We start from the raw sequence: 23,861 nt of genomic DNA on the forward strand, positions 1-23,861 counted from the left end.
TCCTTCAGGGCTTACTTGGGTTGTGCGTGGTTCTTCCGCCGGCTCGCGAGGAGCTGGCCTCCGAGGACCGTCAGTACGGCGATGACGAACATGGCCGTGCCGATGACGTTGATCTGGACAGGCGTACCGCGCTGCGCCGATCCCCACACGAACATGGGGAAGGTGACGGTGGAGCCCGCGTTGAAATTGGTGATGATGAAATCGTCGAAGGAGAGCGCGAAGGCGAGCAGCGCTCCCGCGGCGATCCCGGGCGCGGCGATCGGCAGGGTCACGCGCAGGAACGTCTGCACGGGGCCGGCGTAGAGATCGCGGGCGGCCTCTTCGAGGCGGGGGTCCATCGACATCACGCGGGCCTTGACCGCCGTCACCACGAAGCTGAGGCAGAACATGATGTGCGCGATGAGGACGGTCCAGAAGCCCAGCTGGGCGCCCATGTTGAGGAAGAGCGTCAGCAGCGAGGCGGCCATGACGACCTCGGGCATGGCCATCGGCAGGAAGATCAGCGAGTTGATCGCGCCACGCGCCCGGAAGCGGTAGCGGACCAGCGCGAAGGCGATCATCGTGCCGAGGACGGTGGCGCCGACCGTGGCCCAGGCGGCGATCTGGAGCGAGAGGGCGAGCGAGCCGCACAGGTCCGCGACGCCGCACGGGTCCTTCCACGCGTCCAGCGAGAACTCCTGCCAGGCGTAGTTGAAGCGCCCCTTCGGGTTGTTGAAGGAGAACACCATGACGACGATGTTCGGCAGGACCATGTAGGCGAGCGTCAGCAGCCCGGCGATGACGACGACATTGCGCCGTATCCAGTGGATGACCACCATCAGACCAGATCCTCCGTCCCGGACTTGCGGATGTACACGGTGACCATGGCCAGCACGATCGCCATCAGGATGAAGGAGAGGGCGGCGGCCGTCGGGTAGTCGAGCACCCGGAGGAACTGGGACTGGATGACGCTGCCGACCATTTTCGTGTCGGTGGAGCCGAGCAGTTCCGCGTTCACGTAGTCGCCGCACGCCGGAATGAACGTGAGCAGCGTTCCCGAGACGACGCCCGGCATGGACAGCGGGAAGGTCACCTTGCGGAAGGTGGTCGCCGGGGTGGCGTACAGGTCGCCGGCCGCCTCGTGCAGCCTGCCGTCGATGCGCTCCAGCGAGGTGTAGAGCGGCAGGATCATGAAGGGCAGGAAGTTGTACGTCAGACCGCAGACCACCGCCATCGGCGTGGCCAGCACCCGGTCGCCCTCGGTCCAGCCGAGCAGGCTGGTGATGTCCAGGACGTGCAGGGTGTTCAGCACGTCGACGACCGGGCCGCCGTCCGCCAGGATCGTCTTCCAGGCGAGCGTGCGGATCAGGAAGCTGGTGAAGAACGGCGCGATGACCAGCACCAGGACGAGGTTGCGCCAGCGGCCCGCCTTGAAGGCGATCATGTACGCGAGCGGGTAGCCCAGCAGCAGGCACAGCAGGGTCGCGGTGCCTGCGTACAGCAGCGACCGTACGAACTGCGGCGCGTAGTCCGTCAGCGCGTCCCAGTACGTCTGGAAGTGCCAGGTGACCTCGAAGCCCTTCTCCAGCGAGCCGGTCTGCACCGAGGTCGACGCCTGGTAGACCATCGGCAGCGCGAAGAAGACGATCAGCCACAGGATGCCGGGCAGCAGCAGCCAGTACGGCACGAGCCGCTTGCGGGTGGAGGGCTTGCGCGGGGCGGGCGGTTCCACCGGTGAGGGCGCCAGGGGCGGCGCGTCGGTCACGCTCACGCGCTCTCCTCCACCGTCTCCACGCCCGCGTCGATGTCCTGCGTCGCGTCGAGCCCGAAGGTGTGGGCCGGGTTCCAGTGCAGGACGACCTCGGCGCCGGGGACCAGGCGGGTGTCGCGCTCGGTGTTCTGCACGTACACCTCGAAGTCGGCGCAGGCCGGGCTGTCGACGATGTACTGCGTGGAGACGCCGATGAAGCTGGAGGCGACGATCCGGCCGGTGAGCCGGTTGCGTCCCACCGGGACGTCTCCCGCGGCGTCGGCGTGCGCGAGGGACACCTTCTCGGGACGTACGCCGACGAGCAGCTTGCCGCCGGTGCCGGGCCGGGACACGCACCGCTCGCCGGGCAGCCGCAGCTTGGAGCCGCCGCAGGTGACGACGGTGTCGTCGCCGGCGGTCTCGACGACCTCGGCCTCGATGAGGTTCGACGTGCCGAGGAAGTTGGCGACGAACGTCGTCCTCGGGTTCTCGTAGAGGTCGGCGGGGGCGCCGAGCTGCTCGACCCGCCCGCCGTTCATCACCGCGACCTGGTCGGCCATGGTCATGGCCTCCTCCTGGTCGTGCGTGACGTGCACGAAGGTGATGCCGACCTCGGTCTGGATGCGCTTGAGCTCCAGCTGCATCTGGCGGCGCAGTTTGAGGTCCAGCGCGCCCAGCGGCTCGTCGAGGAGCAGCACCTGCGGGTGGTTGATGAGCGCGCGGGCGACGGCGACGCGCTGCTGCTGGCCGCCGGAGAGCTGGTGCGGCTTGCGGTGGGCGAACGCGCCGAGCTCGACGAGGTCGAGCATGTCGTCGACCTGCTTCTTCACCGACTTGATGCCGCGCCGGCGCAGGCCGAAGGCGATGTTCTCGGAGATGTCGAGGTGCGGGAAGAGCGCGTAACTCTGGAAGACGGTGTTGACCGGGCGCTTGTACGGCGGCAGGCCGGTGACGTCCTTGTCGCCGAGGAAGACCGTGCCGGTGGTGGGGTCCTCCAGGCCGGCGATCATCCGCAAGGTGGTCGTCTTGCCGCAGCCGGACGCCCCGAGCAGGGCGAAGAAGGAGCCCTGCGGGATGGTGAGGTCGAGCGGGTGAACGGCCGTGAAGGAGCCGTACGTCTTGCTGATCCCGGAGAGGCGGACGTCGCCGCCTGCTGTCTTCTGCGTCATGGGGTGTGGTCCCAGGGTGGTGAGAGGGGCGGAAGCGGACAGCGGCTCAGGCGCCGATGAGCTTGGCGAACTTCTCCTCGTACGCCGTCTCTTCCTTGCCGCTGAGCGAGCGGAAGGCGCGGGACTTCGCGGCCATCGCCTTGTCGGGGAGGATCAGCGTGTTGGAGGCCATCGACTTGTCGATCTTCGCCAGTTCGTCGCGGACGCCGTCGACGGGGCAGACGTAGTTGATGTACGCGGCGAGCTGGGCGGCGACGGGCGGCTCGTAGTAGTAGTCGATGAGCTTCTCGGCGTTGGCCTTGTGCCGCGCCTTGGCGGGGACGAGCAGGTTGTCCGTGGAGGTGATGTAGCCGGCGTCCGGGATGACGAACTCGATGTCCGGGTTGTCGGCCTGGAGCTGGATGATGTCACCGGCCCAGGCGAGGCAGGCGGCCATGTCGCCCTTGCTCAGGTCCGACGTGTAGTCGTTGCCGGTGAAGCGGCGGATCTGCTTCTTGTCGACGGCCTTCTGCATCCGGGCGATCGCCGCGTCGAAGTCGTCGTCGCTGAACGTCCCCGGGTCCTTGCCCATGTCGAGGAGGGTCATGCCGACGGAGTCGCGCATCTCGGACAGGAAACCGACCTTGCCCTTCAGCCGGGAGTCGTCGAGGAGCTGGCTGACGCTCTCGATCTTCCGGCCGCCGGTCGCCTTCTTGTTGTAGGCGATGACGGTGGAGATGCCGGTCCAGGGGTACGAGTAGGCGCGTCCCGGGTCCCAGTCGGGGGACCGGAACTGCGACGACAGGTTCGCGTACGCGTGCGGCAGGTTCGCCGGGTCGAGCTTCTGCGCCCAGCCGAGCCGGATGAGCCGGGCGGCCAGCCAGTCGGTGACGTTGATGAGGTCGCGCCCGGTGTCCTGGCCCGCCGCGAGCTGCGGTTTGATCTTGCCGAAGAACTCGACGTTGTCGTTGATGTCCTCGGTGTACTTGACCGTGATCCCGGTGCGCTTCCTGAAGGCGTCCAGGGTGGGCCGGCTCTTCTCGTCCTCGCTGACGTCCATGTACTCGGTCCAGTTGGAGAAGCTGATCCGCTTCTCCGAGGCCGAGTGGTCGTCGGAGGCCGGCGCGTCGCCTTCCCGCTTGGCCGGCGGGATGCCGCACGCGCTCAGCGTGCCGAGACCGCCGACCGCGAGCGCGCCGATGCCTGAGGCGCGCAGCATGGAACGGCGGGTGAGGGCGCCCCTGCCGCTGGTCATGCTGCGGCGCATTGCGGCCAGTTGGGCCGCGGAGAGGCTGTCGGGCTGGTACTGCTCCATGCGCAAGTGCCCTTTCGGGTGGTGTGGCCGCTGGTCGTGCGGCGTACTTATCGGTCCCCGAAGATCGTGCGGTGCCAGTCCTTGCGGGCGACCGCGGTGTTGTCGTACATCACGTGCTTGACCTGCGTGTACTCCTCGTGGGAATACGACGACATGTCCTTGCCGTAGCCGCTGGCCTTGTACCCTCCGTGCGGCATCTCGCTGATGATCGGGATGTGGTCGTTCACCCATACGCAGCCCGCCTTGATCTCGCGGGTGGCGCGGTTGGCGCGGAACACGTCGCGGGTCCAGGCCGAGGCGGCGAGTCCGTACGGGGTGTCGTTGGCCAGCGCGATCCCCTCCTCGTCGGTGTCGAAGGGCAGGACGACCAGGACCGGGCCGAAGATCTCGGCCTGGACGATCTCACTGTCCTGGGGGGCGTCGGCGACGAGCGTGGGCCGGTAGTACGCGCCCTTGGCGAGGTCGCCGCCGGGCGCCTCGCCGCCCGTCACGACCCGGGCGTACGACCGTGCCCGTTCGACGAAGCCGGCGACCCGGTCGCGCTGGGCGTGGCTGATGAGCGGGCCGAGGTCGGTGGACGGGTCGAAGGGGTCGCCGAGCCGTACGCCGTCCATCGTCTCGGCGACGCCGGCGACGAAGGCGTCGTAGAGCGGGCGCTGGACGTAGGCGCGGGTGGCGGCCGTGCAGTCCTGGCCGGTGTTGATGAGCGAGGCGGCCACCGCGCCGTTCACGGCGGCTTCGAGGTCCGCGTCGTCGAAGACCACGAAGGGGGCCTTGCCGCCGAGTTCCAGGTGGAGGCGCTTGACGGTGGCGGTGGCGATCTCCGCCACGCGCCTTCCCACGGCCGTCGAGCCGGTGAAGGAGGTCATGACCACGTCCGGATGCCCGACGAGGTGCTCGCCCACGTCCTTGCCGGCGCCGGTGACGATGTTGACGACACCGTCCGGGATGCCGGCCTCCTTGGCGGCCTGCGCGAACATGACCGAGGTCAGGGGCGTGAGCTCGGCGGGCTTCAGGACGATGGTGTTGCCCGCCGCGATCGCCGGCAGCACCTTCCAGGCGGCCATCTGGAGGGGGTAGTTCCAGGGGGCGATGGACCCTACGACGCCGATGGGCTCCCGCCGTACGTACGAGGTGTGGTCGCCGGAGTACTCGCCGGCCGACTTGCCTTCGAGGTGCCGGGCCGCGCCCGCGAAGAACGCGGTGTTGTCGACGCTGCCGGGCACGTCGAACTCGGTGGACAGCTTGATGGGCTTGCCGCACTGCAGCGACTCGACGTAGGCGAAGTCGTCCGCCTGTTCGGCGAGCACGGCGGCGAAGCGGTGCATCGCGTCCGAGCGCTCGCCGGGGGTGGCGGAGGACCATCCGGGGAACGCCTCGCGCGCGGCGGCGACGGCGGCGTCGACGTCAGCGGTGGACGCCAGCTCGTACTCGTAGACCTTCTCGCCGGTCGCGGGGTCCACGACGGCGTGTGTCCGTCCCGAGGTGCCCGCTCGCAGCTGTCCGCCGATGTACTGCGCACCGTCCGCGAATCGGTCCTGCACCGGGAAGCGGTTGACCATGACGCACTCCGTAGCTCCAGCTGGATTTGAGTGCCGATCCTGACAGAGCCGCTGATCACCAACAAGGGATTCCGTTGTTGCCTTTTGGTTACGCGACGGAATCGGTCGACCATGTGTCGAGGTGAACCGCAAATACGGGACGGAGTGTCCGTGGCGCCCGCGCGGAAGGCGTGGCATGCCGCCCTATGACCGGGAAACCGCAGGTGGGACGGCGCGCGGCGGCGAGGTTCCGGAACCACGAGACCCCCGGTCACAGACCGGGGGCCGGGGCGCGGGGAGGGGGGCCGCGGACCGCCTAGCCGCGGACGGGGACCTCGACGATCAGGGAGGAGTGCGCGTACGGGTCGTACTCGGGCGACTCCAGGTCCTTCTCGTTCTCCGCCTGCACGATCGCCCAGACGATGAACCCGATGAACGCCGCGCTCAGCACGAAGCCGACGACCCCGAGGATGATGCCGGCCAGTGCCATGCCGGCGTTCGTCGCCTCGCCGCGCTGCACCCGCTTGCGGCCCAGGATGCCGAAGATCAGGGCGAGGGCGCCGAGGATGATGCCGAGACCGTAGGCGCAGAAGAACGTGACGGCGATGATGCCGAGCACCATCGCCGTGATGCCGTACCCGTTCGCGGGCGCCGGCCCCTGCTGTCCGGTCCAGGCGGCCGGGCCGCCGTAGCCGGGGTACCCGGGGTAGCCGCCGGTGGCGTAAGGGCTCTGCGGCGTCGCGTACGCCGGGTAGCCGTACTGGCCCGGGGTCGTCTGCGCCGGACCGCCCGGAGTCACGGGCGCGGCCGGGGGCGGCGGCACCGCGCCCTGTCCCGGAGCCCCGCCCGGACCGAAGCCCGGCGCCGGTTCGCCGGTCGGCATCGAGGTGACCGTCTGCTGGTCGTGCACGGCCGGACGGCCGGCCGCCGGCTTGTCCAGCGGCACCTTGCGCGCCGACTGGTCCGGCGGAGCCCAGGGGTCCCGCGGCTGCTCGGGCGGCGGGCCCGAGGGGTGGTGTGCGTTGTCTGACATGTGCTCCCCCATCGTGGTTCCGCCATGCTACGGCCTGCCTCCGGCCCCGTACCGCCCGCCTACGATGATCCCCGAACCCGCTCCGCCTGCCGTTACCCCGGAGGATCCGATGACCGATCTGCACCCCTTCGTCGCAGGGCTGCCCAAGGCCGAACTGCATGTGCACCACGTCGGATCGGCCTCCCCCCGCATCGTCGCCGAACTGGCCGCCCGCCACCCCGACTCCAAGGTCCCGACCGACCCCGAGGCGCTCGCGGACTACTTCACGTTCACCGACTTCGCGCACTTCATCGACGTGTACCTGTCCGTGGTCGACCTGATCCGCACCCCGGAGGACGTCCGGCTGCTGACCTTCGAGGTCGCCCGCGACATGGCCCGGCAGAACATCCGGTACGCCGAGCTGACCATCACGCCGTTCAGCTCGACCCGCCGCGGCATCGACGAGAAGGCCTTCATGGAGGCCATCGAGGACGCCCGCAGGGCGGCGGAGACGGAGCTGGGCACCGTACTGCGCTGGTGCTTCGACATCCCCGGCGAGGCCGGCCTGCAGGCGGCGGAGGAAACCGCCCGGCTGGCCGTGGACCTGCGCCCGGAGGGACTGGTGTCGTTCGGGCTCGGCGGCCCCGAGATCGGCGTACCGCGCCCGCAGTTCAAGCCGTACTTCGACCGGGCGATCGCGGCCGGTCTGCACTCCGTGCCGCACGCCGGCGAGACGACCGGCCCCGAGACCGTCTGGGACGCGCTGAACCACCTGGGCGCCGAGCGCATCGGCCACGGCACCAGCTCCGTCAAGGACCCGGCGCTGCTGGCCCACCTCGCCGAGCACCGCATCGCACTGGAGGTCTGCCCGACCTCCAACATCGCCACCCGCGCGGTGGCCACGCTGGACGAGCACCCGATCCGGGAGATGGCCGACGCGGGCGTCCTGGTCACCGTCAACAGCGACGACCCGCCGATGTTCGGCACCGACCTCAACAGCGAGTACGTCGTCGCCGCGCGGCTGCTCGGCCTCGACGAACGCGGCGTCGCCGGCCTCGCCAAGAACGCGGTCGAGGCGTCCTTCCTCGACCCGGCGGGCAAGCGGCGGATAGCCGCCGAGATCGACGCGTACACCGAGAACTGGCTCGCCCGGTGACGCGCCACCGGACAATGGGCCCATGCGCACTGTGACTGCCGTGGCCCACCGGGGCGACCCGTACCGGCTCCGTGAGAACACCCTCGCCTCGCTCCGCTCCGCGGTGGAGCGGGGCGCGGACGCCGTCGAGATCGACGTCCGGCCGACCCGCGACGGCGTGCCCGTCCTCCTCCACGACGACTCGCTCAAGCGGCTGTGGGGTCACGAGCGGCTGCTCGCGCACCTCACCGAGCAGGAGCTGCGCGAGCTGACGGGCGGCGAAGTCCCCACTCTGCGGGACGCGTTGAGCGCCCTCGGCGACCGCCGCGTCATGATCGACCTGCCGGGCGCCACCGCCGCGTCGGTGCGCGCCGTGGTCGGCGTCGTCCACGAGAGCGGGGCGGCGGAGCGCGCGTACTACTGCGGGGGCGCCTCGGCGATGCTCGACGTGCGCGCCGCCGATCCGGGCGCCGAGATCGCCCTGACCTGGACGACGCTCACCCCGCCGCGCGCGACGCTGGTCGACGCGGTCAAGCCCCGCTGGCTCAACTACCGCTTCGGGCTGATCGGCCGCGACCTCACGCAGCGGGTGCACCGCGACGGCATGCTGGTGTCCGCGTGGACCGCCGACACCGGGCGTACGATGCGCCGCCTGATCGGCCACGGCGTGGACTCCATCACCACCAACCGCGTGAACACCCTGGCCGGCATCCTGCGCCGTACGCACTGACGCGCCGGTCGGCACGGGTGCCGCGCCGGGCCGCTACAGCCCGACGATCGCGTTCCACTTCTTCGCGAAGCCGGCCCGCTCCCGCGCCGTGACGTCCCGCGCGATCGCCAGCCGCCGCCGCATCGCGTCGTCGGGGAAGACCAGCGGGTCCTCGGCGAGCACCGCGGTCTCCCTGTCCTTGGCCGAGGCCAGGACGTCACGGGCCGCCGGGACCGGGCAGACGTAGTTGACCCAGGCCGCCAGTTCCGCGGCCACGGCGGGCTCGTAGTAGTGGTCGACGAGCTTCTCCGCGTTGCGCTTGTGGCGGGCGAGATTGGGGATCATGAGGCTCTCCGCCCACAGCTCCGCCCCCTCCTCCGGTACGGCGAACTCGATGTCGGGGTTGTCCGCCTGGAGCTGGACGACGTCACCGGAGTACGCCTGGCACGCCAGCACGTCGCCGCTCGCCAGGTCCTTGATGTAGTCGTTGCCGGTGAAGCGCCTGATGTGCCCCCGCGCGACCAGCTTCTCCATCCGCTCGCACAGGGCGTGGAAGTCGTCGGCGCTCCACCGCGTGACGTCCACGCCGTCCCCCTGCATCAGCAGCGCGAAGCTCTCGTCGAGCCCCGAGAAGAGCGTCACCCTGCCGCGCAGGTCGTCGGCCCACAGCTGCGAGGTGGAGCGGATGTCGTGGCCGAGCGCCCTTCGGTTGTACGCGATGCCCGTGATTCCGGACTGCCAGGGCACGGAGTGCCGCCGCCCCTCGTCGAAGGCGGGCGTGCGCAGCTGAGGGTCGAGGTACCTGGCGACGTTCGGCTGCTTCGCCCGGTCCATCTCCTGCACCCAGCCCAGGCGTACGAACCGGGCGGCCATCCAGTCGCTGACGACGACGAGGTCCCGGCCGGTCTCCTGATGGTTCATCAGGGCCGGGCCGATCTTCCCGAAGAACTCGTCGTTGTCGTTGATCTCCTCGGTGTAGCGGACGGCGATCCCGGTCCGCTCGGTGAAGGCGTCCAGCGTGGGCCGCCGCGCCGCGTTCTCGTCGTCCGTGTCGATGTAGAGCGGCCAGTTGGCGAACTGGAGGCTGCGGTCGCGCTCCGACCGGTCGGCGGCGGCCCGGTCGGCCGGTTCGACGTACGCGGCGGGCACCCCGCACCCGGCGAGCGCGCCCAGCACGCCCGTCGCTCCGAGTCCCCGCAGCAGCGTACGGCGCGACGTCCGACCACGACCAAGATCACTCACGGCCCCACCCTCACCCCGCGCACGAAGGGCGGGCAATAGACAGTCTGTCTATCGCCCGCCCCCGTGGAACAGCGTCGTGGTCAGCCGGCCGCGGTCAGCCGTCGAGGGACGTCATCACGTGCTTGATGCGCGTGTAGTCCTCGAAGCCGTACGCCGAAAGGTCCTTGCCGTAACCGGACTTCTTGAAGCCACCGTGCGGCATCTCGGCGACCAGCGGGATGTGGGTGTTGATCCACACGCAGCCGAAGTCGAGGTTCTTGGACATGCGCATGGCCCGCGCGTGGTCCTTCGTCCACACCGAGGACGCCAGCGCGTACTCGACGCCGTTGGCCCACTCCAGGGCCTGCGCCTCGTCCGTGAAGGACTGGACGGTGATGACGGGGCCGAAGACCTCGTTCTGGATGATCTCGTCGTCCTGCTTGAGGCCGGAGACGACGGTGGGGGCGTAGAAGTAGCCCTTGTCGCCGACCTGCCGGCCACCCGCCTCGACCTTGGCGTGCGCCGGGAGACGGTCGATGAAGCCGCTGACCTGCTTGAGCTGGTTGGCGTTGTTCAGCGGGCCGTACAGCACGTCCTCGTCGTCCGGCTGCCCGGTCTTCGTGTCCGCCGCGGCCTTCGCCAGCGCGGTCACGAACTCGTCGTGGATCGACTCCTGCACGAGCACGCGGGTGGCGGCCGTACAGTCCTGGCCGGCGTTGAAGAAGCCCGCGACCGAGATGTCCTCGACGGCCTTGGCGATGTCGGTGTCCTCGAAGACCACGACCGGCGCCTTGCCGCCGAGCTCCAGGTGGACGCGCTTGACGTCCTTGGCGGCGGACTCGGCGACCTGCATGCCGGCGCGCACGGAACCGGTGATGGAGGCCATGGCCGGTACCGGGTGCTCGACCATCGCGCGGCCGGTGTCACGGTCGCCGCAGACGACGTTGAAGACGCCCTTGGGGACGATCGAGCCGATGATCTCGGCCATCAGGACGGTCGAGGCGGGGGTGGTGTCCGACGGCTTGAGGACGACCGTGTTGCCCGCGGCGAGCGCCGGGGCGAACTTCCAGACGGCCATCATCATCGGGTAGTTCCACGGCGCGACCTGCGCGCAGACGCCGACCGGCTCACGGCGGACGATGGAGGTCAGACCCTCCATGTACTCGCCGGCCGAGCGGCCTTCGAGCAGCCGGGCCGCACCCGCGAAGAAGCGGATCTGGTCGACCATGGGCGGCAGTTCCTCGCTCCGCGTGAGGCCGAGCGGCTTGCCGGTGTTCTCGGACTCGGCCGCGATGAGCTCCTCGGCGCGCTCCTCGAAGGCGTCCGCGATCTTGAGCAGCGCCTTCTGGCGCTCCGCGGGCGTGGTGTCGCGCCACGCCGGGAAGGCCGCGGCGGCGGCGGCCATGGCGGCGTCGACGTCCTCCTGGCCGGAGAGCGGGGACGTGGCGTACACGTCGCCGGTGGCCGGGTTCACCACGTCGATGGTCCGCCCGTCGGCGGCTTCGCGGAACTCTCCGTCGATGTAGTTGCGCAGGCGGCGCAGTTCGGTGGTCACAGCCACCCCTCCCTTGTGCGATGTCCGATTGCTGAGATCCCTACCCTAGTCGCTCAGGTGTCGCTTTCGACATACCCGCCCGCCGGTAACTTCGGATTCAGCAAGATCCGAAGCCCCAAACAACGAATTTCATCGGTTTGGGGTTGCGGAACAGTCGAGACGTCGTGCACAGTGAAGACGTGGCCAGTAGAAGCACAGATTCCAGGACCGGGAACGGGTCGTCCCCCACGGTCGATGCCGTCTCTCTGGCGATCATCGAGCAGCTGCAGGAGGACGGACGCCGTCCCTACGCCGCGATCGGCAAGGCCGTCGGCCTCTCCGAAGCGGCCGTGCGCCAGCGCGTACAGAAGCTGCTCGACCAGGGCGTGATGCAGATCGTCGCCGTCACGGACCCGCTCACCGTGGGTTTCCGGCGGCAGGCCATGGTCGGCATCAACGTCGAGGGCGACCTCGATCCCGTCGCCGAAGCGCTGACTGCCATGGCCGAATGCGAGTACGTGGTGATGACCGCGGGCTCCTTCGACCTCATGGTGGAGATCGTCTGCGAGGACGACGACCACCTGCTCGAAGTGATCAACCGACGGATCCGGACGCTCCCCGGCGTGCGATCCACCGAGAGCTTCGTCTACCTCAAGCTGAAGAAGCAGACCTATATGTGGGGAACCCGATAGTCGTGAGCCAGGACCTCTCCAAGACCGCGTACGACCACCTGTGGATGCATTTCACCCGCATGTCGTCCTACGAGAACGCACCCGTGCCCACCATCGTGCGTGGTGAGGGCACCTACATCTACGACGACAAGGGCAAGAAGTACCTCGACGGTCTCTCCGGCCTGTTCGTGGTGAACGCCGGCCACGGCCGTCACGAGCTCGCGGAGACCGCGTACAAGCAGGCGCAGGAGCTCGCCTTCTTCCCGATCTGGTCGTACGCCCACCCCAAGGCCGTCGAGCTGGCCGAGCGTCTGGCGAACTACGCGCCGGGCGACCTGAACAAGGTCTTCTTCACCACCGGCGGTGGCGAGGCGGTCGAGACCGCGTGGAAGCTGGCGAAGCAGTACCACAAGCTCACCGGCAACCACACCAAGTACAAGGTGATCTCCCGCGCGGTGGCCTACCACGGCACCCCGCAGGGCGCCCTGTCCATCACCGGCCTGCCGGCCCTCAAGGCCCCCTTCGAGCCGCTCGTACCGGGCGCGCACAAGGTGCCGAACACCAACATCTACCGCGCGCCGATCCACGGCGACGACCCGGTAGCCTTCGGCCGCTGGGCCGCCGACCAGATCGAGCAGGAGATCCTCTTCGAGGGCCCCGAGACCGTCGCGGCCGTCTTCCTGGAGCCGGTGCAGAACGCCGGCGGCTGCTTCCCGCCGCCGCCCGGGTACTTCCAGCGGGTCCGCGAGATCTGCGACAAGTACGACGTGCTGCTCGTCTCGGACGAGGTCATCTGTGCCTTCGGCCGCCTCGGCACGATGTTCGCGTGCGACAAGTTCGACTACGTGCCGGACATGATCACCTGCGCGAAGGGCATGACGTCGGGCTACTCCCCGATAGGCGCCTGCATCATCTCGGACCGCCTGGCCGAGCCGTTCTACAAGGGTGACAACACCTTCCTGCACGGCTACACCTTCGGTGGCCACCCGGTCTCCGCGGCGGTCGGCTGCACGAACCTCGACATCTTCGAGCGCGAGGGCCTCAACCAGCACGTGCTCGACAACGAGGACGCGTTCCACTCGACGCTGAAGAAGCTGCTCGACCTGCCGATCGTCGGCGACGTGCGCGGCAACGGCTTCTTCTACGGCATCGAGCTGGTCAAGGACAAGGCCACGAAGGAGACCTTCACGGACGAGGAGACGGAGCGCGTGCTCTACGGCTTCCTCTCCAAGGCCCTCTTCGAGAACGGTCTGTACTGCCGCGCCGACGACCGTGGCGACCCGGTCGTCCAGCTCGCGCCGCCGCTGATCTCCAACCAGGACACCTTCGACGAGATCGAGGGCATCCTGCGCCAGGTGCTCACCGAGGCGTGGACCAAGCTCTGATCCCCGAGCATCCGGCCGACCCGACGGCCGGACCCGGGCTTGCTCTGATCGTATGACCCCGTCACGGCCCGGATACGCCCGTTCGAGTGAGAACGGACGTATCCGGGCCGCGCGCTTGCCACGCCACCACCCCTCGCGTCCTTACGGTGCAGTGACCGATCGGCCCCGTCTTCGTTCCCCCATACGGGGGACGGGACATCTGCTGTGACGCTCAAGACGTGCTGTGACCACTCAAGACGCGAGGTGTACGCCATGGTGGCCCCGCCCGACAACGATGTGCTGTGGGCACGCTCCCTGCACTGCTCCCACGGCGGATCGCCCGCCCTCACCGGCGTTTCGCTGGGTGTGCGCGAGGGCGAGATCGTCGCCGTCACCGGCCCGCGCGGCAGCGGCAAGACGACCCTCCTGCAGTGCCTCTCCGGCCGGATCGTCCCCCAGGAGGGGGAGGTCTGGTTCAACAGCGTGCCCGTCCATACGATGAGCGCCCCGCTCCGCGAGAGGCTGCGCGGCGACCGGTTCGGCTGGATCGGCCCCGAGCCCCGGCTGGTGCCGGAGCTCAAGGCGTGGGAGAACGCCGCCCTGCCCCTCCTCCTGCACGGCGTCTCGCACCGCGCCGCGAAGAAGGCCGCCATGGAGTGGCTGGAGCGGCTGGACGTCGGCGCGGTCGCGCGCAAGCGGCCGGCCGCGCTGCCCCAGTCCCAGCGCCAGCGGATCGCCGTGGCCCGCGCCCTGGTCACCGGCCCGACGGTGATCTTCGCCGACGAGCCGACGGCGCCGCTGCACCGCGCCGACCGGGCGCAGGTGCTCCGTACGCTCACCACCGCGGCCCGGTCGCACGAGATCACCGTGCTCCTCGCGACCCACGACGCGGAGGTGGCGGCGGTCGCGGACCGTGCGGTGTCGCTGCTCGACGGGCGCCGCGTCAGCCCCGTGCAGCCCGACGGCGGCGACGGTGCGGAAGGCCGGGCCGCGTGCTCGCTCTCCGTCTAGCCCGCGGCACCCACCCGCTGGTCCTGCTGCGCAGACTGCTGGTCGCGGCGGCGTCCGCCGGCGTGGGCTTCCTCCTCCTGTGCACCCTGGGGTACGCCTTGGGCCACCCCGAGCAGTCCTCGGGCGCGGTGCGGCGCCTGCTCTGGTGCCTGCCTCCGCTGGCGGCCGCGGTCTACCTCGCGGTGGCGGTGGCCCGTACCGACCCGAGTACGCACGCGCCGCGCGCGGGGCTCTCCGCCGTGGGCCTCGGCCCGGCCCGTCTCGCGGCCCTGGCGGCGGTGTCCACCGCGCTCTCGTGCGCGCTGGGCAGCGCGTTCGCCCTCCTCCTCTTCCTCCACCTGCGCGGCGACCTCACCACGCTGCCGTTCGACGGCGCGGGAGCGGACCTGCTGGCCGCGGGCCGGCCGCTGCCCCGGGCCGGCGCCCTGATTCTGCTGTGCGTGGTGCCGGTCACGGCGGCGACCGCGTGTTTCCTGGCCGTGCGGCCCCGCACCCCGGGGCGCACGGAGGACGAGTCCGCCGCGCCCGTGTCTCCGACGGGCCTGCCGTGGGGCGTGGCACTCGTCGCGGCGGGCCTCGCGGTCGAGACGTACGCGAGCCGCGGCGGGCCGGGCGCGACGCTCGCGCTGCCGGGCCGGCTGGACGTCGCACCCGCCGGTGTGCTGGCCGGCTGGGCCCTCACCGCCGTCGGACTCGCGCTGGCGGGCCCCGGCCTGACGTACCTCTCGGGGCGTCTTCTCCAGTCGCTCCGCCCGGGCGCGGCCCGGCTGCTGGCGGGCCGGTTCCTGATGACCGAGGCCCCCCGCCTCGGCCGCCCGCTGGGCGTGGTCTGCGCGGTGGCGTCGGCGGTCGTCGCCGCGACCGGCCTGTACGACGCCGGCCCCGCCGCCGCTCCCTTCGGCCCGCTGGCCGGGCTGGGCGCGGGACTGGTGCTGACCTGCACGGTCGCGACGGTGATGATGGCGGCCCTGGAGGCGAAGCAGTCCCGCGCGCCCACCACCGAGGCCCTGGTGGGCCTGGGCGCCCCGCCGCAGACCCTGCGCGCGGCAGCGGCCCTGCGAGCCGCGGCCGTCCTCACGGTCTTCACCCCGGTGACCCTCGCCCTGGCCACCCTGGCCGCCGTCCCCCTGGCCCAGTGACACGCCGGGGCACCACGGCCCGCGAGCGGCGGACAGCGCCCCCGCCCCTCGGGACCGCGCCCTCGGGCCCGTCCCCGTCCGCGGCCAGGCATCACAACCCCAGCGGCGCACGGTGCCCCGCGCCCCCGGGACCCCGTCCTCCGCCCCGGCGCCCGTCCCCCTCTGAACCCGGCAGGCCGTACGGGGCCCGGGTCCCGGCACTCCCCGCTCCCCCGGGCCTCGGCCCGGCGGCGCGTACCGCCTAGCATCTTGGCGTGCCTCAACTCTCGGACCGTGCCCAGGACCCCGCCCCCGACCGCGAGATCGAAACGCTCGCCGAGTTCGACGACGCCGTCGCGGGCGGTTCGCTCGGGGGATTCCGCGTGCAGGCCGTCGATCTGACGGCCCGTACCCCCGGCCTCCTCGCCGTCGACACCTCCGGCGCCGTGTTCCTCGGCTGCCCGATGGAACCCGAGGGCCTCGCCAAGGTCCGCGCGGACGGCGCGCTCGTCTTCCCGCCCGTCCCGGATCTCCCGTTCGACCCGTACCGCGGTCTCCTCTACACACCGGCCACGCTCTTCGAGCACCTGGACCAGGGGTACGAGGCCACCCCGGACGCCCTCGCCTACGCCTGGTTCCAGCGCACCAAGGCCGACGGCGACATACTCGCCTCGATGCTCCGCTCCATCCACGACGACGCCGTCTCCGACGCCCTCGACGAGCACCTGGCCGGCACCCGCGTCGTCGGCGTCATGGGCGGCCACGCCATGGCCCGCGGCACCAGCGCCTACGCGGGCGCCGCCCGCCTCGGCCGCACCCTGGCCCGCAGCGGCCTGACCGTGGCGACCGGCGGCGGCCCCGGCGCGATGGAGGCGGCGAACCTCGGCGCGTACCTGGCCCCGGTCGAGGACGACGCCGCGCTCGACGAGGCACTCGAACTCCTCGCCAAGACCCCGTCCTTCAGGCCCTCGGTCACCGACTGGGCCCGCGCCGCCTTCGACGTACGCGACCGCTGGCCGTCCGGCGGCGACTCCATCGGCATCCCCACCTGGTTCTACGGCCACGAGCCCCCGAACGCCTTCGCCGGCCGCATCGCCAAGTACTTCGCCAACGCCACCCGCGAGGACGGCCTCCTCGCGCGCTGCGACGGCGGTGTCGTCTTCCTCCCCGGGGCCGCCGGCACGGTCCAGGAGATCTTCGACAACGCGACCCCCAACTACTACGAGTCGCGCGGCGAACCCACCCCCATGGTCCTCGTCAACCGCGCCCACTGGACCGAGAAGCTCCCCACCTGGGCTCTTCTCCAGTCCCTGGCCAAGGGCCGCCCGATGGAGTCACGCATCGCCCTGGTCGACACCGTCGAGGAGGCCCCGGCGGCACTGGCCCGGCTGACCGCCGCCTAGCCCGGCGGGCCGCGCGTACGCACACCATCCGTCCGGTACGCCGCCCCCCGGCCCGGCTCTCACGCGCCGCGGCCACGGACCGCGCACGCCCGCCGCCCGCACCGTCAGCCCTCCGCCCCCAGCACCACGACCTCCTCGCCCGCGAACGCCACCCCCACCTCCGCGCCCGCCTCCGGCGCGTCCCCGAGCGCGCACTCCGCCTCCAGCGGCGGCGCCCCCGCCGGCTGGAGCAGCAGGGCCACGTGGTGTCCCCGGAACGTCCGCGCGGTGACCGCGCACCGCAGCCCCTCGTCCCCCGGCACCAGCCTGACGCCCGCCGGCCGCACCAGCAGCCGGGCCTCCCCCTGCGCCGTGCCCGCCGGGACCGGGACCTTGCCCCACACCGTGTCGGCCGCCTCGCCGCTCACCGTCGCCGCCACGACGTTGTCGAAGCCGAGGAACCGCGCCACGAACTCGGAGGCCGGCCGCTGCCAGACGTCCAGCGGCGTACCGGTCTGCGCGATCCGCCCGTCCCGCATCACCACGACCCGGTCGGCGAGCGCGAAGGCCTCGCCCTGGTCGTGCGTGACGGCCAGTACGGTCGTGCCCAGCCGCCCGAAGAGCTGCCGCAGTTCCACGACGAGCCGCTCCCGCAGCCCGCGGTCCAGCTGCCCCAGCGGTTCGTCGAGCATCAGCAGCTTCGGCTCCGGAGCGAGCGCCCGCGCCAGCGCGACCCGTTGCTGCTCACCGCCCGACAGCGTGCTCACGGCGCGCCGCCCCGCGCCCGGCAGACCGACCATCTCCAGCAGCTCGTCGACCCGGCGGACCTGTTCGGCCTTCCCCGCGCCCCTCATCCGCAGCCCGAAGGCGACGTTCCCGCCGACGTCGCGCTGCGGGAAGAGCTGGTGGTCCTGGAACATCAGCCCGACGCCCCTGCGGTGCACCGGCACCCCGCGCTGGTCGCGCCCGTCGAGCAGCACCCGCCCGGCGTCCGCGGGCTGGAGCCCGGCGACCACCCGCAGCAGCGTGGACTTACCGCTGCCGCTCGGCCCGAGCACACAGACCACCTCGTGCTCGGCGACTTCGAGATCGACCGCGTCGAGCACCGGCCGCCGACCGAACCGTACGGTCGCCCCGTCCAGCCGCAACATCAGAACTCCCCCGCTCCGGAACGGTCGGGCCGCAGGCGTTCCAGAGCCAGCAGCGCCACCGCGCACACCACCATCAGAATCGTGCTCAGGGCCATCGCCTGCCCGTAGTTGAGGTCCCCGGCCCGCCCCAGCAGCCGCGCCACGGCCACCGGCAGCGTCGGGTTGTCGGGCCGCGCGATGAAGACGGTCGCCCCGAACTCGCCCAGCGACACCGCGAAGGCGAACCCGGCGGCGACCAGCAACGCCCGTCGCACCATCGGCAGGTCGACCTCCCGCCACGCCCGCAGCGGCGAGGCCCCGAGCACCGCCGCCGCCTCGCGCAGCCGCGCGTCGACCGCCCTCAGCACGGGCAGCATGGTCCGTACGACGAACGGCACGCCGACCAGCGCCTGCGCCAGCGGCACCAGGATCCACGACGTGCGCAGATCCAGCGGCGGCTCGTCGAGGGTGATGAGGAACCCGAAGCCCACCGTCACGGCGGAGACGCCGAGCGGCAGCATCAGCAGCGCGTCGAACCCGCGCACGAGCCGCCCCGCCCGCCGGGTCAGCGCCGCCGCCGCGAGCCCGCCGACGACCAGCGCGATCGCCGTCGCGGCGAGGGCGTACTCCAGCGAGTTCCACACCGCCTCCAGCGGCGGTACCAGGAAGGTGCCGCCGCTCGCACCGGCCGACTGGAGCGCCCGGTAGTACCCGAACCCGTACCCGCCGGGCCCGTCCAGCGACCGCTCGACGAGCACGCCGAGCGGCACCAGGATCAGCGCCGCCACGGTCGCCAGCACCCCGCCGAGCAGCGCCCACTGCCCCGCCCCGCGCGGCCGCCGGGCGGTCCCGGCCGGGTCGACGAGCTTCAGGGCGCTCTCCCCGCGCCGTACCGTCCAGGCGTGTACGGCGAGGATCGCGCCCACCGCCGCGAACTGCACCAGCGTCAGCACGGCGGCCGTCGGCAGATCCAGGAACTGGGCGGTCTGCCGGTAGATCTCCACCTCCAGGGTGGAGAAGGCGGGCCCGCCGAGGATCTGCACGACGCCGAACGAGGTGAACGTGAACAGGAAAACCATCAGCGCGGCGGCGGCGACGGCCGGCGCCAGCGCCGGCAGCGTCACCCGCCGCCACGCGGCGAACCGCCCGGCGCCGAGCACCCGCGCCGCCTCTTCCTGGCGCGGGTCGAGCTGCGACCACAGGCCGCCCACGGTGCGTACGACGACCGCGTAGTTGAAGAAGACGTGCGCGAGCAGGATCGCCCACACACTGGTGTCGAGCCGTACGCCCCACAGCTCGTCCAGCAGCCCGCCCCGCCCGAGCAGGGCCAGGAACGCCGTCCCGACGACGACCGTCGGCAGCACGAAGGGCACCGTGACGACGGCCCGCAGGAGCTGCTTGCCGGGGAAGTCGAGCCGGGCGAAGACGTATGCCGCCGGAAGCGCGATCAGCAGGGTCAGCGCCGTCGACGCGAGCGCCTGCCACGTGGTGAACCACAGCACGCCGCGGATGTCCGGCTCGGCGAGCACCTCGCCGATCCGGCCGAACTGCCAGACGCCGTCCGCGGTGATCCCGCGGCCGACGATCGCGGCCACGGGCCAGGCGAAGAACACCGCGAAGAACGCGACGGGCACGGCCATCAGGCCGAACCGCACCGCGCTCCCGCGGAAGCTCCGGTTCCTCGTCGCCTTCCTGATTACTTCAGGACGAGCGAGGACCACGACTTGACCCACTGCTCACGCTTGTCGGCGATCTTCTCGGGGGCCACGGTCTGCGGCTTGTCGACGACCACGCCGTGCCGGGTGAACAGCTCGGGCAGCTTCGCGTCCTTGATCACCGGGTTGACGAACATGTTCAGCGGCATGTCCTCCTGGAACTTCTTCCCGATGAGGAAGTCGATGAGGGCCTTGCCGCCCTCCTCGTTCTTCGCACCGGTCAGCAGCCCCGCGAACTCCGTCTGCCGGAAGCAGGTGCCGGTCGCGACGCCGGTCGGCGCCTCCTTGGGCCGCGGCTCGGCGTAAAGCACCTCGACGGGCGGGCTGGAGGCGTACGAGACCACCAGCGGCCGGTCGGCCTTGGCCTTCTTGCCGCCCGCGGAGCCGGAGAACTCCTCGTTGTACGCCTGCTCCCAGCCGTCGACGACCTTGACGCCGTTGGCGCGGAGCTTCTTCCAGTAGCTCTCCCAGCCGTCGTCGCCGTACTGGCCGACCGTGCCGAGCAGGAAGCCGAGGCCGGGTGAGGAGGTGGCGGCGTTCTCGGCGACGAGGAGGTTCTTGTACTGCGGCTTGATCAGGTCGTCGAAGGACTTCGGCGGTGCGAGCTTCTTGTCGGCGAAGTACTTCTTGTCGTAGTTGACGCAGATGTCGCCGGTGTCGACGGGCGTGACGCGGTGCTCGCCCTTGTCCAGCTGGACCTCGTCCGGCACGCCGGCGAGTCCCTCGGCCTCGTACGGCGTGAAGATGCCGTTGTCGAGGGCCCGGGAGAGGAGCGTGTTGTCGACGCCGAAGAAGACGTCGCCGCGCGGGGAGCCCTTGGTGAGGATCTCCTGGTTGAGGGCGGCGCCCGCGTCCCCGCTCTTGAGGACCTTGACCGTGTAGCCGGTCTCCTTGGTGAACGCCTTCAGTACGGCGTCGGACGCGTTGAACGAGTCGTGGCTGACCAGCGTGACGGTCTTGGACTTCTTGGCGTCGCCGGAGCCGGATTCGTCCTTGTCGCCCCCGCACGCCGCGAGCGTGGAGACGCCGAGGGCGGCGGCCAGCGCGGTGGCCGCGAACTTCTTGGTGGTGTGCACTGAATTCCTCCTGGGATGGGACATCCAGGAAGAGACGCGGCCCTGCCCGCGGAAAACGGGCAGGGCGCAACAGCTCGAGTAGTGACCGAACTTCCTACCCAGAATGACCTGGGCAAGGTTCAGAGGGTCTGCGGCGTACCGCACTCTCAGCGCTGTGGCGCTCCCCTGTCGGAATATGTAAATGTGCGGCCCACGTTACACGGGCCGTTTCGCGGCCTACCGCTCGGTGGCCGCCAGCTGCCCGCACGCACCGTCGATCTCCTGGCCGCGGGTGTCCCGTACGGTCACGGGCACGCCGTGGGCGGCGATCGCCGCGACGAAGGCCTTCTCGTCCTCGGGACGCGACGCGGTCCACTTCGAGCCCGGCGTCGGGTTCAGCGGGATCAGGTTGACGTGGACCCGCTTGCCCTTGAGCAGGCGGCCGAGCAGGTCGCCGCGCCACGCCTGGTCGTTGATGTCGCGGATCAGCGCGTACTCGATGGAGATGCGGCGCCCGGACTTCTCGGCGTACTCCCACGCCGCGTCCAGGACCTCGCGCACCTTCCAGCGCGTGTTGACCGGCACCAGGGTGTCGCGCAGCTCGTCGTCGGGGGCGTGCAGCGAGACGGCGAGGCGGCACTTGAAGCCCTCGTCGGCGAAGCGCAGCATCGCGGGGACCAGGCCGACCGTCGAGACGGTGATACCGCGCTGCGACAGCCCGAGGCCGTCGGGCTCGGGGTCGGTGAGCCGGCGGATCGCGCCGACGACGCGCTTGTAGTTGGCGAGCGGCTCGCCCATGCCCATGAAGACGATGTTGGAGAGCCTGGCCGGACCGCCCGGCACCTCTCCGTCGCGCAGGGCGCGCATGCCGTCGACGATCTGGTGCACGATCTCGGCGGTCGACAGGTTGCGGTCGAGCCCGGCCTGCCCGGTCGCGCAGAACGGGCAGTTCATGCCGCACCCGGCCTGCGACGAGATGCACATCGTGACCCGGTCCGGGTAACGCATCAGGACGGACTCCACGAGCGTCCCGTCGTGCATCTTCCACAGGGTCTTGCGGGTGGTGTCGTCGTCGCAGCTGACGTGGCGCAGCGCGGTCATCAGCTCGGGCAGCAGCTCCGCCTGGAGCTTCGCGCGCGAGCCGGCGGGGATATCGGTCCACTCCGCCGGGTCGTGGGCGTACCGCGCGAAGTAGTGCTGCGACAGCTGCTTGGCGCGGAACGGCTTCTCGCCGATCGCGGCCACGGCCTCGCGGCGCTCGGCGGGCGTGAGGTCGGCGAGGTGCCGCGGGGGCTTCTTGGCTCCGCGCGGCGCGACGAAAGTGAGTTCTCCGGGTACAGGCATGGTCTTACCAGTGTCGCAGACATACGGAAAGGGCCCGCCGTCCTGTGGACAGCGGGCCCCTCACCGATGAAAGCGCAGGTCAGCCAGTTCCTACGAAGACCACGAGCAGCAGCCACACCACCGGTGCGGTCGGCAGCAGCGAGTCGAGGCGGTCCATGATCCCGCCGTGACCCGGCAGGAGCGTTCCCATGTCCTTGATACCGAGATCCCGCTTGATCATGGACTCTCCGAGATCGCCCAGCGTGGCGCTCGCGGCCACCGCGAGACCCAGCAGCAGACCCTGCCACCACATCCCGTCGTGCACCAGGAACTCCATGCACAGCGCGCCCGCCGCCATCGCGAAGGCGACCGCGCCGCCCAGCCCTTCCCGGGTCTTGCCGGGGCTGATGCGCGGGGCAAGCTTGCGCTTGCCGAAGCGCCAGCCGACGGCATACGCCCCGGTGTCGCTGACGACCGTGAGCAGCAGGAACGTGAGGACCCGCTGGGCGCCGTCGTCGGCCGCCAGCATCATCGCGACGAACGTGGCGAGGAACGGCACGTAGAACGCCGCGAAGACGCCTGCCGTGACGTCCTTGAGGTAACCGTCGGGCGGTTCGGTCATGCGCCACACCAGCACCGCGAGGGCGGTGAGTGCCATGGCGACCCACGCGCCCTCCGCGCCCCTGACGTATCCGGCCACGACCATCGCCGCGCCGCCGACCGCGAGCGGCACCAGCGGAGCCCTGATGCCCTTGCGCTCCTCCAGCCGCGAGGTCAGCTCCCACAGCCCGACCACCACGGCGACCGTTATCACGCCGATGAACGCGGCTTTCCAGATGAACAGCGACGCGACGATCACCGCCCCGAGCCCCACGCCCACCCCTATGGCGGCACGCAGATTACGCCCCGCGCGCTTCTTCTGCGGGGACGGCGGCGGGGTCGGCATGGGCTCCTCGGGCGGCACGATGGGCATGGGGCGAGTCTGCTCGGCCGGATGCGCATCGTAGGCGGGACCCGCCGGGGCAGGCCCCTGGTCGGAGGGTCCCCACGCGGCGGCGTAGTCGCCCCGCGCCGGGGCCCCCCAGGAAGAGTCGTTCATCAGACCTCGAGCAGCTCGGCTTCCTTGTGCTTGAGCAGCTCGTCCACCTGCGCGGTGTACTTCGCGGTGGTGTCGTCGAGCTCCTTCTCCGCACGGCGGACCTCGTCCTCGCCGGACTCCTTGTCCTTGACGAGCTTGTCGAGGGTCTCCTTGGCCTTGCGGCGGACGGAGCGGATCGAGATCTTGGAGTCCTCGGCCTTGGTCTTGGCGACCTTGATGTACTCCTTGCGGCGGTCCTGCGTCAGCTCGGGGAACGTCACCCGGATGATGTTGCCGTCGTTGCTGGGGTTGACGCCCAGGTCGGAGTCGCGGATCGCCTGCTCGATGTTGCGCAGCGCGCTCTTGTCGAACGGCGTCACGATCGCCATGCGCGCCTCGGGGACCGAGAACGAGGCGAGCTGGTTGATCGGCGTCAGCGCGCCGTAGTAGTCGGCCACGATCTTGTTGAACATCGCCGGGTGCGCACGGCCGGTGCGGATCGCGGCGAAGTCCTCCTTGGCCACCACGACGGCCTTCTCCATTTTCTCCTCGGCCTCGAGGAGGATTTCTTCGATCACCACTTGCTCCTGCGTGTCTCGATCGGGCCCGGCATGAACTGCATGAACAGACCCTGTGAACCTGCGTCTGTGAATCTGCGGCGCGTTGTCTC

21 protein-coding genes are annotated in these 23,861 nt (G+C 70.8%); 7 read left to right on the plus strand and 14 right to left on the minus strand.

Annotated features, from left to right (window positions below):
* Nucleotides 1-11: 11 nt before the first annotated feature.
* From AC07FK_RS00370 to AC07FK_RS00395, 6 genes are all read right to left on the minus strand, one after another.
* Nucleotides 12-818 carry an ABC transporter permease gene (locus AC07FK_RS00370; RefSeq protein WP_479101242.1) on the minus strand — a complete coding sequence of 269 codons (807 nt, stop codon included), beginning with the start codon at nucleotides 816-818 and terminating at the stop codon, nucleotides 12-14.
* Nucleotides 818-1,750: an ABC transporter permease gene (locus AC07FK_RS00375; protein ID WP_479101243.1), complete on the minus strand. Its 933-nt coding sequence runs from the start codon at nucleotides 1,748-1,750 to the stop codon at nucleotides 818-820. Before AC07FK_RS00375 ends, AC07FK_RS00370 begins: the two co-directional genes overlap by 1 nt.
* On the minus strand, nucleotides 1,747-2,898 hold the full coding sequence (locus AC07FK_RS00380; protein WP_479101245.1) for an ABC transporter ATP-binding protein: 1,152 nt from the start codon (nucleotides 2,896-2,898) through the stop codon (nucleotides 1,747-1,749). Before AC07FK_RS00380 ends, AC07FK_RS00375 begins: the two co-directional genes overlap by 4 nt.
* Before the next feature lie 46 nt (nucleotides 2,899-2,944).
* Entirely contained in the window at nucleotides 2,945-4,192 is a 1,248-nt protein-coding gene (locus tag AC07FK_RS00385; protein WP_479101246.1) for a polyamine ABC transporter substrate-binding protein, read from the minus strand.
* A gap of 47 nt (nucleotides 4,193-4,239) precedes the next feature.
* Nucleotides 4,240-5,754 carry a gamma-aminobutyraldehyde dehydrogenase gene (locus tag AC07FK_RS00390; protein ID WP_479101247.1) on the minus strand — a complete coding sequence of 505 codons (1,515 nt, stop codon included), beginning with the start codon at nucleotides 5,752-5,754 and terminating at the stop codon, nucleotides 4,240-4,242.
* Nucleotides 5,755-6,049: 295 nt separating this feature from the next.
* Nucleotides 6,050-6,766 (minus strand): DUF4190 domain-containing protein, encoded by a 717-nt coding sequence (locus tag AC07FK_RS00395; protein WP_479101249.1) that lies wholly within the window; start codon nucleotides 6,764-6,766, stop codon nucleotides 6,050-6,052.
* A gap of 109 nt (nucleotides 6,767-6,875) precedes the next feature.
* On the opposite strand from AC07FK_RS00395, the gene AC07FK_RS00400 reads away from it, so the two are divergent.
* Both AC07FK_RS00400 and AC07FK_RS00405 read left to right on the plus strand, forming a co-directional pair.
* Nucleotides 6,876-7,901 carry an adenosine deaminase gene (locus AC07FK_RS00400; protein ID WP_479101251.1) on the plus strand — a complete coding sequence of 342 codons (1,026 nt, stop codon included), beginning with the start codon at nucleotides 6,876-6,878 and terminating at the stop codon, nucleotides 7,899-7,901.
* A gap of 22 nt (nucleotides 7,902-7,923) precedes the next feature.
* Nucleotides 7,924-8,610: a glycerophosphodiester phosphodiesterase gene (locus AC07FK_RS00405; RefSeq protein ID WP_479101253.1), complete on the plus strand. Its 687-nt coding sequence runs from the start codon at nucleotides 7,924-7,926 to the stop codon at nucleotides 8,608-8,610.
* Nucleotides 8,611-8,643: 33 nt separating this feature from the next.
* Here the strand turns inward: AC07FK_RS00405 and AC07FK_RS00410 are convergent, their stop codons facing one another.
* Entirely contained in the window at nucleotides 8,644-9,831 is a 1,188-nt protein-coding gene (locus AC07FK_RS00410) for an ABC transporter substrate-binding protein (RefSeq protein ID WP_479101255.1), read from the minus strand.
* A gap of 94 nt (nucleotides 9,832-9,925) precedes the next feature.
* Nucleotides 9,926-11,365 carry a gamma-aminobutyraldehyde dehydrogenase gene (locus AC07FK_RS00415; protein ID WP_479101257.1) on the minus strand — a complete coding sequence of 480 codons (1,440 nt, stop codon included), beginning with the start codon at nucleotides 11,363-11,365 and terminating at the stop codon, nucleotides 9,926-9,928.
* A 164-nt stretch (nucleotides 11,366-11,529) separates the two neighbouring features.
* Here AC07FK_RS00415 and AC07FK_RS00420 point away from each other — a divergent pair, with 164 nt between their 5' ends.
* From AC07FK_RS00420 to AC07FK_RS00440, 5 genes are all read left to right on the plus strand, one after another.
* The gene (locus AC07FK_RS00420; RefSeq protein ID WP_453406350.1) at nucleotides 11,530-12,036 is read left to right on the plus strand and encodes an Lrp/AsnC family transcriptional regulator; all 507 of its coding nucleotides are present in this window, start codon (nucleotides 11,530-11,532) and stop codon (nucleotides 12,034-12,036) included.
* Nucleotides 12,021-13,400: an aspartate aminotransferase family protein gene (locus tag AC07FK_RS00425; protein ID WP_028814533.1), complete on the plus strand. Its 1,380-nt coding sequence runs from the start codon at nucleotides 12,021-12,023 to the stop codon at nucleotides 13,398-13,400. Before AC07FK_RS00420 ends, AC07FK_RS00425 begins: the two co-directional genes overlap by 16 nt.
* Nucleotides 13,401-13,652: 252 nt before the next feature.
* On the plus strand, nucleotides 13,653-14,390 hold the full coding sequence (locus AC07FK_RS00430; RefSeq protein ID WP_479101258.1) for an ABC transporter ATP-binding protein: 738 nt from the start codon (nucleotides 13,653-13,655) through the stop codon (nucleotides 14,388-14,390).
* Nucleotides 14,372-15,529 (plus strand): hypothetical protein, encoded by a 1,158-nt coding sequence (locus AC07FK_RS00435; protein ID WP_479101259.1) that lies wholly within the window; start codon nucleotides 14,372-14,374, stop codon nucleotides 15,527-15,529. The genes AC07FK_RS00430 and AC07FK_RS00435 overlap by 19 nt, the downstream gene beginning before the upstream one ends.
* Nucleotides 15,530-15,783: 254 nt before the next feature.
* Complete coding sequence (locus tag AC07FK_RS00440) at nucleotides 15,784-16,911, plus strand: LOG family protein (RefSeq protein ID WP_479101260.1); 1,128 nt, start codon at nucleotides 15,784-15,786, stop codon at nucleotides 16,909-16,911.
* A 104-nt stretch (nucleotides 16,912-17,015) separates the two neighbouring features.
* Here the strand turns inward: AC07FK_RS00440 and AC07FK_RS00445 are convergent, their stop codons facing one another.
* From AC07FK_RS00445 to frr, 6 genes are all read right to left on the minus strand, one after another.
* Nucleotides 17,016-18,041 carry an ABC transporter ATP-binding protein gene (locus AC07FK_RS00445; protein ID WP_479101261.1) on the minus strand — a complete coding sequence of 342 codons (1,026 nt, stop codon included), beginning with the start codon at nucleotides 18,039-18,041 and terminating at the stop codon, nucleotides 17,016-17,018.
* Entirely contained in the window at nucleotides 18,041-19,660 is a 1,620-nt protein-coding gene (locus AC07FK_RS00450; RefSeq protein WP_479101263.1) for an ABC transporter permease, read from the minus strand. Before AC07FK_RS00450 ends, AC07FK_RS00445 begins: the two co-directional genes overlap by 1 nt.
* Nucleotides 19,661-19,716: 56 nt before the next feature.
* On the minus strand, nucleotides 19,717-20,811 hold the full coding sequence (locus AC07FK_RS00455) for a thiamine ABC transporter substrate-binding protein (RefSeq protein WP_479101265.1): 1,095 nt from the start codon (nucleotides 20,809-20,811) through the stop codon (nucleotides 19,717-19,719).
* Nucleotides 20,812-21,027: 216 nt separating this feature from the next.
* The gene (gene rlmN / locus AC07FK_RS00460) at nucleotides 21,028-22,134 is read right to left on the minus strand and encodes a dual-specificity RNA methyltransferase RlmN (protein WP_479101267.1); all 1,107 of its coding nucleotides are present in this window, start codon (nucleotides 22,132-22,134) and stop codon (nucleotides 21,028-21,030) included.
* A gap of 79 nt (nucleotides 22,135-22,213) precedes the next feature.
* Nucleotides 22,214-23,212, minus strand: a complete 999-nt coding sequence (locus AC07FK_RS00465) for a phosphatidate cytidylyltransferase (RefSeq protein WP_479101269.1) — start codon at nucleotides 23,210-23,212, stop codon at nucleotides 22,214-22,216.
* A complete protein-coding gene (gene frr, locus AC07FK_RS00470; RefSeq protein WP_069930413.1) occupies nucleotides 23,212-23,769 on the minus strand; it encodes a ribosome recycling factor in 558 nt (185 codons plus the stop codon). Before frr ends, AC07FK_RS00465 begins: the two co-directional genes overlap by 1 nt.
* Nucleotides 23,770-23,861: the final 92 nt, after the last annotated feature.

Source organism: Streptomyces sp. NPDC046122, from assembly GCF_056429965.1.

What these genes read in the sequence shown, in the direction of transcription:
- AC07FK_RS00405 (WP_479101253.1), top strand. Translation starts at nt 7,924, where the DNA reads ATGCGCACTGTGACTGCCGTGGCCCACCGGGGCGACCCGTACCGGCTC.
- AC07FK_RS00465 (WP_479101269.1), bottom strand. Translation starts at nt 23,212, where the DNA reads ATGAACGACTCTTCCTGGGGGGCCCCGGCGCGGGGCGACTACGCCGCC.
- AC07FK_RS00390 (WP_479101247.1), bottom strand. Translation starts at nt 5,754, where the DNA reads ATGGTCAACCGCTTCCCGGTGCAGGACCGATTCGCGGACGGTGCGCAG.
- AC07FK_RS00400 (WP_479101251.1), top strand. Translation starts at nt 6,876, where the DNA reads ATGACCGATCTGCACCCCTTCGTCGCAGGGCTGCCCAAGGCCGAACTG.
- AC07FK_RS00450 (WP_479101263.1), bottom strand. Translation starts at nt 19,660, where the DNA reads ATGGCCGTGCCCGTCGCGTTCTTCGCGGTGTTCTTCGCCTGGCCCGTG.
- AC07FK_RS00445 (WP_479101261.1), bottom strand. Translation starts at nt 18,041, where the DNA reads ATGTTGCGGCTGGACGGGGCGACCGTACGGTTCGGTCGGCGGCCGGTG.
- rlmN (WP_479101267.1), bottom strand. Translation starts at nt 22,134, where the DNA reads ATGCCTGTACCCGGAGAACTCACTTTCGTCGCGCCGCGCGGAGCCAAG.
- AC07FK_RS00395 (WP_479101249.1), bottom strand. Translation starts at nt 6,766, where the DNA reads ATGTCAGACAACGCACACCACCCCTCGGGCCCGCCGCCCGAGCAGCCG.
- AC07FK_RS00430 (WP_479101258.1), top strand. Translation starts at nt 13,653, where the DNA reads ATGGTGGCCCCGCCCGACAACGATGTGCTGTGGGCACGCTCCCTGCAC.
- AC07FK_RS00380 (WP_479101245.1), bottom strand. Translation starts at nt 2,898, where the DNA reads ATGACGCAGAAGACAGCAGGCGGCGACGTCCGCCTCTCCGGGATCAGC.
- AC07FK_RS00370 (WP_479101242.1), bottom strand. Translation starts at nt 818, where the DNA reads ATGGTGGTCATCCACTGGATACGGCGCAATGTCGTCGTCATCGCCGGG.
- AC07FK_RS00385 (WP_479101246.1), bottom strand. Translation starts at nt 4,192, where the DNA reads ATGGAGCAGTACCAGCCCGACAGCCTCTCCGCGGCCCAACTGGCCGCA.